General features: G+C 54.8%; 7 protein-coding genes and 2 pseudogenes. 3 read left to right on the top strand and 6 right to left on the bottom strand.

The window, feature by feature from the left end; all coding sequences use genetic code 11:
- The 5 genes and pseudogenes from EN969_RS16890 to EN969_RS16875 form a co-directional block, all read right to left on the bottom strand.
- A pseudogene (locus EN969_RS16890) lies at positions 1–803 on the bottom strand (hypothetical protein); the annotation flags it as partial.
- Positions 803–1,621, bottom strand: a complete 819-nt coding sequence (locus EN969_RS16885; RefSeq protein WP_063169429.1) for a hypothetical protein — start codon at positions 1,619–1,621, stop codon at positions 803–805. The pseudogene EN969_RS16890 and the gene EN969_RS16885, both read right to left, overlap by 1 nt.
- Positions 1,614–2,231, bottom strand: a complete 618-nt coding sequence (locus tag EN969_RS36745; protein ID WP_348632393.1) for a hypothetical protein — start codon at positions 2,229–2,231, stop codon at positions 1,614–1,616. Before EN969_RS36745 ends, EN969_RS16885 begins: the two co-directional genes overlap by 8 nt.
- A 12-nt stretch (positions 2,232–2,243) precedes the next feature.
- Positions 2,244–3,023, bottom strand: coding sequence for a hypothetical protein (locus EN969_RS36740; RefSeq protein ID WP_348632392.1), 780 nt, complete (start codon positions 3,021–3,023; stop codon positions 2,244–2,246).
- A 227-nt stretch (positions 3,024–3,250) separates the two neighbouring features.
- Positions 3,251–3,691: a hypothetical protein gene (locus EN969_RS16875; protein ID WP_126066778.1), complete on the bottom strand. Its 441-nt coding sequence runs from the start codon at positions 3,689–3,691 to the stop codon at positions 3,251–3,253.
- 129 nt (positions 3,692–3,820) lie between these two features.
- Between EN969_RS16875 and EN969_RS36735 the strand changes: the two genes are divergently transcribed.
- From EN969_RS36735 to EN969_RS16860, 3 genes are read left to right on the top strand one after another with little or no spacing between them, the layout of a single operon-like run.
- Complete coding sequence (locus EN969_RS36735; RefSeq protein ID WP_199489651.1) at positions 3,821–3,955, top strand: YHYH domain-containing protein; 135 nt, start codon at positions 3,821–3,823, stop codon at positions 3,953–3,955.
- Between the two features lie 28 nt (positions 3,956–3,983).
- Positions 3,984–4,223: a hypothetical protein gene (locus tag EN969_RS16865; RefSeq protein WP_082826591.1), complete on the top strand. Its 240-nt coding sequence runs from the start codon at positions 3,984–3,986 to the stop codon at positions 4,221–4,223.
- 52 nt (positions 4,224–4,275) lie between these two features.
- Complete coding sequence (locus tag EN969_RS16860) at positions 4,276–4,560, top strand: DUF6804 family protein (protein ID WP_063169433.1); 285 nt, start codon at positions 4,276–4,278, stop codon at positions 4,558–4,560.
- Between the two features lie 203 nt (positions 4,561–4,763).
- Here EN969_RS16860 and EN969_RS16855 read toward each other — a convergent pair.
- Positions 4,764–4,895, bottom strand: a pseudogene (locus EN969_RS16855) (IS481 family transposase); the annotation flags it as partial.

Genomic DNA, 4,895 nt, shown 5'->3' with positions numbered 1-4,895 from the left:
TTTTCCAGCTTGGCAGCCATATTGTCGGCTTGATTACCGAGCTTTCCAACAGAGTTGGACATCGAGCTGTTGGCTTTATCCAGCAAATCCGCTGCAGCTCCAACGCGGTTCGCTATCGAAGCAAACTGGGTTTCGACTTGCCCGAAATTGTGCTGCAACGCGTCACTGAGCTTGGCAGACGCCTCTTGGACAGGCTTGATCGATTCCATGGCAATATTGTCCAGGGCAGATCGAATGTGCTCCCCATTGCGTGCCGCTTGCTCGGCAATCTCTGCAAAGCCCTCTTCGAGCATTTGATGGCTGACACGACGAAAGTCGGCGAACTCCCTGGTTACGCTTTCCATCTCGGCTCTTACACGCCGTGTCATGTCGGCAAGTTCGTGCCTCGCCGTTCGCTCAATGTCCGCGGGATCGCGCCGCATCTGATTGTAGAAAACCCTCAGAGCAATACCGGTGATCGTCGACGTGATCGCGATGCCAAAATTTTGGACGATCGTGTCGGTTGAGCCTTCCGTTCCAAACTGAAACAGCGAGACCCCAAGGCTCGTCAGGGTGAACAGGAAGCCCATATAGTAGAGGTTATCGCCGGTCTGCTCGTCGTGCAGTTGTAGCTTTCCAGCAAAGATCGAAACCCCGAGATAGAAAAACATCAGGCAGGCCGGTGCTACCGCCGCGACGATCGGATTTACGCCTGAGAGTTTTGCAATGGCGATGAATACACACCCGCCGAGTGTCAATGCCGCGAAAACCACGACCGGCAGACGTGGATGATCCAGCAAAGGTTTGTCGTGCGCTCTCGCCATCAGTTTAACCCATCCAAGCCAACCAGCTTTTCGAACTCGCCGTGATGGTTCTGGACCCAATGTGTCCAGAACTCCGCGTGATCCAGGGTCTGAAATGGCTTCTTTGCCCGATCGATATAAAGAATTGTGATGCCCACCCCATCCAGCGACGTCCCATATGTGCGGTCGGCGGCGCTGTTGAGGTATTTTTGGTAATCCAGTCCCGATCGGTACTGCGAGTAAATCGTCGTATGCTCGATCATGTCAGAGGCGACCACCAATCGCTTGGGACTGCCCTGTTTGGCCAAGCTGCTATCGAAGAGCGACAGCTTGATTTTCTGAATTCCAGCCATGATCGGAGATTGGCTCGCGGAAGCCGCATTCGGGATTTCATCGGGAAGTTTGTTCAAAGGATCGCCGAAGGCGTTTTCCCACTTCTTTTGACGCCGCGCAGGATTGTTGGTCCAACTATCGACGGTCGACCCATCACCGGGATTGCATCCATCGAACATCACCGTCAGCTCACCAGGCGCCGAGCTCAGGGTATAAATCCTCACATACCCACCCGGCTCGACCTGCCCAATGGTCTTTCGGAACTCGTTCTTGAGATCAGCCATCGTCGTTGCCGAAATTGGATCAGTGGCGTCGATGAGGACGGCGGTCAGGCTGGAGGGTCCGTCCAATGGGCAATTCGTGTTGGCGTCGATATGGCCATTGCCAGACCTGGTCCACATCCAGCCGAAGCCGGCCAACATCGCAACGGATAGCACACCAAGGGCAATGGCCGCGGCAATGGTACCCGCATTGCCTTTCTTGCGTCTGCGGGTTCGCCTAGACATTCACGCTGTCCGGGTGAAGCTTATCAAGATCTCGGTACTGCTCAATTCCCCGTTCGCATTCCTGACCAATCAGACGAACCTGCTCGTTGAGTTCCTCCTGCGCCTGGCGAATTGATGCGCCAACATCTCCCTCATTCCACTCCCGCTCGCCGGTGACGTATGGCTTGATGCGATCAAGTTTGTAGGGCGTTCCGAAATGCTTGGGCGCCGGCTCGGTCCTCGCCTGGATGTTGGCTTCCCGATACATCGACAAAAGCTGATTGCAGGCTCGCTCCAATTGGTCTTGATGCTGCGCAAAAAGAGCCAGAAGCCTCGATCGATGATCGACAATCGCGCGGTGCTCGCGCCGGCGACTACCAAGCTGCTTGACGATTTCCTCCACTTTTTCGTTGTGGTCGTCGCGGACATCCTGCAGCTCTTCGATCAGTTCCTTCTTTCGATCGATGTAGTCATCGCGCCGTCGAACGAGCCGATTTTCAACGCCAGTGTAGCCTGGGTAAGGGTCGAGCACGAACCAGCCGTCGATAAAAGCGAAAAGCGAAAACATCAGGCCGATCGCAAACAGCAACCAGGACTTGATGTCCGTGAGACCCGCTGGATTGGCGAGCATATTACGGATGACCTAAGCGCAGGCGCCGTCAGCGAGAGAGCCGCTGACCTCACGGTAGTGCGCTAGCGCCAAGTTTATCGAAATCGCCAAGCCGATATAGAAAAGGATTGAAATGATCCCAACGAATTTTACGAAAAACGACCGATGGGTGACGAGACGAGCGCAGAAAACCGCCAGGAGCAAAGCCGCCCCGATGTTGATGAAAGAGAATGCCGCAGCCTCAAGGATGCCACCAAAAAATCCCTGCTCATTGCCCTTGGCCAGGAAGTTGCCGTTCATCGCTGTCTCGACCAGAAACAGAAATAGCAGAAGCGATAGCCGGAAAATGTGAGCGGCACCGTGCTGCACACGCGCGGCACGAACGAGACCGTGCTTCTCCTTAAACCATGCATGCTCTTTTTCGGCGTCGTTCAGGGCCCTTCTCAGGCCGTGAAGTTCATCGAGGCCCACGGCGACCGAGGCTTTGAAGTCCGAAACGCTAGCGGCATTCGTCTGACGGATTAGACCGAATTGTTCCTCGAAATCGAGGCCGGCAAGACGACCTCCAAGGAGTTGCAGGTTGTCCTCAAGAGTGTGATGCGCAGCCTTCTTCTCATCCTCAACGCGTTCCACGATGGCATGTTCGACATCGTCGAGATTCTTTGCCGTTTTCGGGGGTTGGTTCACCTCGCCGCGCTGCTTTCCGCGGTTAATGACATCCAGGTCGCCGTCGATCTTGGCAGGGTCCAGGCTGTTGAATAGCTGAGTGCTCGCCCGAAAATCGTGGTTGGATTCTCGCAGTGAGTCACGCAACTTATTTAGTTTTTCGAATTTAGAGCCCACGCACTCACAACCCCAACTTTACGCCCCCCGGCAGAGTGGTTTCTATGCATAGTAGAGCTAAAGGGCAACCGCACATTCACTTCTATCCACTTGCTAGTGCGGATCAGGCTCAATTGAGTTCCAACAAATGATCATGGCTGCTGATCAACTGGTTGATCGGCCGCGACTAGTCATGTCATGAGCCGTGCTGCGATGCTCTAAGGACAGAGTGCTACGAGCGGGTTCGCGACTGGGAAATTATCCACAGTCGTATACGTGTACTGGATCTCACCGCCCAGGCGAACGAAGGCAGATAGTTCCTCCGCACGACAGACATAGTTTTTGGTCATTTCATCGATCTTCTGGACATAGACCGGCCGCGAGACGCCAGCAGCCAACAATTTGGCGTCTACTTCCGCATCGGTCTGAGCCCAGGTGGCGTTGAAAACGATCCTTGGCCCGATTGCGATGATGCTCCGAACGGAGATGTTCGAACTGATCAGCATGGGCAATGCTGGAGCCATTTCGGTTTGCATTTTTTTTGCGTAGGCGCAGACGTCGGTCTTGGTGTACTTCGAGAGGCATTCATTTGCCGTCGCCACCCTTGGCCATGTCAGCAGGATCGCCAACGGGACGTGCATCAATCGCAATCCATCCAAAGTATTCTCCTCGCCCGATCTTGGCCTGCACAGAGGAGCATCTATCCTATTTGTGTTCACAGTGCCACGAGCAGCTTGTGCCCGACCGGCAATAGTGCTCTGTCTGAAATACTTTGGGAGGGCAATAAAATGAAAACAACATTTCTCGCGGCTATGGCCGCTGCAATAATCGCTTGCGCGACCGGCGCGTTTGCACACAGTGGCGGCACTGATGCCAACGGTTGCCATACCAACCATAAGACCGGCGCGTATCACTGTCACTGAAGGTCACGCCTTTCTGAGGGACACAAACATGCTGAAGAACATCATGTCAGCTCCGCTGGGCCTCCTCTTCATGCTGGGCGGGCCGATCACCTACGTGATGAATGTCGTCGACACATGGCAGGGCCATGCATCAGTGGTCGTAAAAATCCTGATTAACTTGAGCCTGGATGCGATGTTGGCGTTCATTTGGCCGATCACTTGGGCAATCTGGCTTTTCAAATATATGGCGGGCGCCGAAACTCCACTAACAACCGTGCTGGGCGTTTGAGGATCAAGTTTGCTGAAAATAATGCTTTTCGACGCCGGCCGGAACGGTCCGGTTGGTCTGCATCTGTGTAGCTATTGCCTCGCTGCTGGCGGTAGCGCCATGGCCGTACGGCTATTACCAATTCCTCCGCGTGGTGGTCTTTTTCGCCGGGATCTACTGCGGAGCCATGGTGTGGCGATCAGGCCCTGAAAATCGCACCCTGGCTTGGGCGCTGTTTGGAGCGGCAGCGATCTTCAACCCGTTCATGCCGGTTCATTTGCCGCGCGAGCTGTGGGCAATCTTCAACGTCGCAGCGGCTACTCTGTTCGGCTTTGTCGCATACCGGCACCGGAATTAAGCCGATAATCTGAGATGGCCAAGAGTGGACCTGAGACGCCGAAGGTCAAGGCGCGCCCGAGGGTCACCGTGTCACAGCCGTTGGCGCTTTATGCGGGAGATCTCCTCGAGCGGACGAAGGAGTACTTCGAGGCTTTCAACCATCTAGGCTCGGAGTCGGAAAAGGCGCATCTTTTTGCCCGTTATTTTCTATTTTCGCATGCCCTAGATGTGGAGCTTCAACAGGTTGTCCTCGATCAGGGCGAGGCGACTGATAGGCGTTTTTGACTTTAGGCTGCCATGTGGACGATGCCAATTGTATCTGTGCAGCCAGACAGGCAGTTCGGCGGCACGATG

The organism is Mesorhizobium sp. M7A.F.Ca.CA.003.01.2.1, from assembly GCF_003998945.1.
In the GTDB taxonomy this organism is placed as follows: domain Bacteria; phylum Pseudomonadota; class Alphaproteobacteria; order Rhizobiales; family Rhizobiaceae; genus Mesorhizobium; species Mesorhizobium ciceri.
This window is presented reverse-complemented; position numbering and strand designations above follow the sequence as displayed.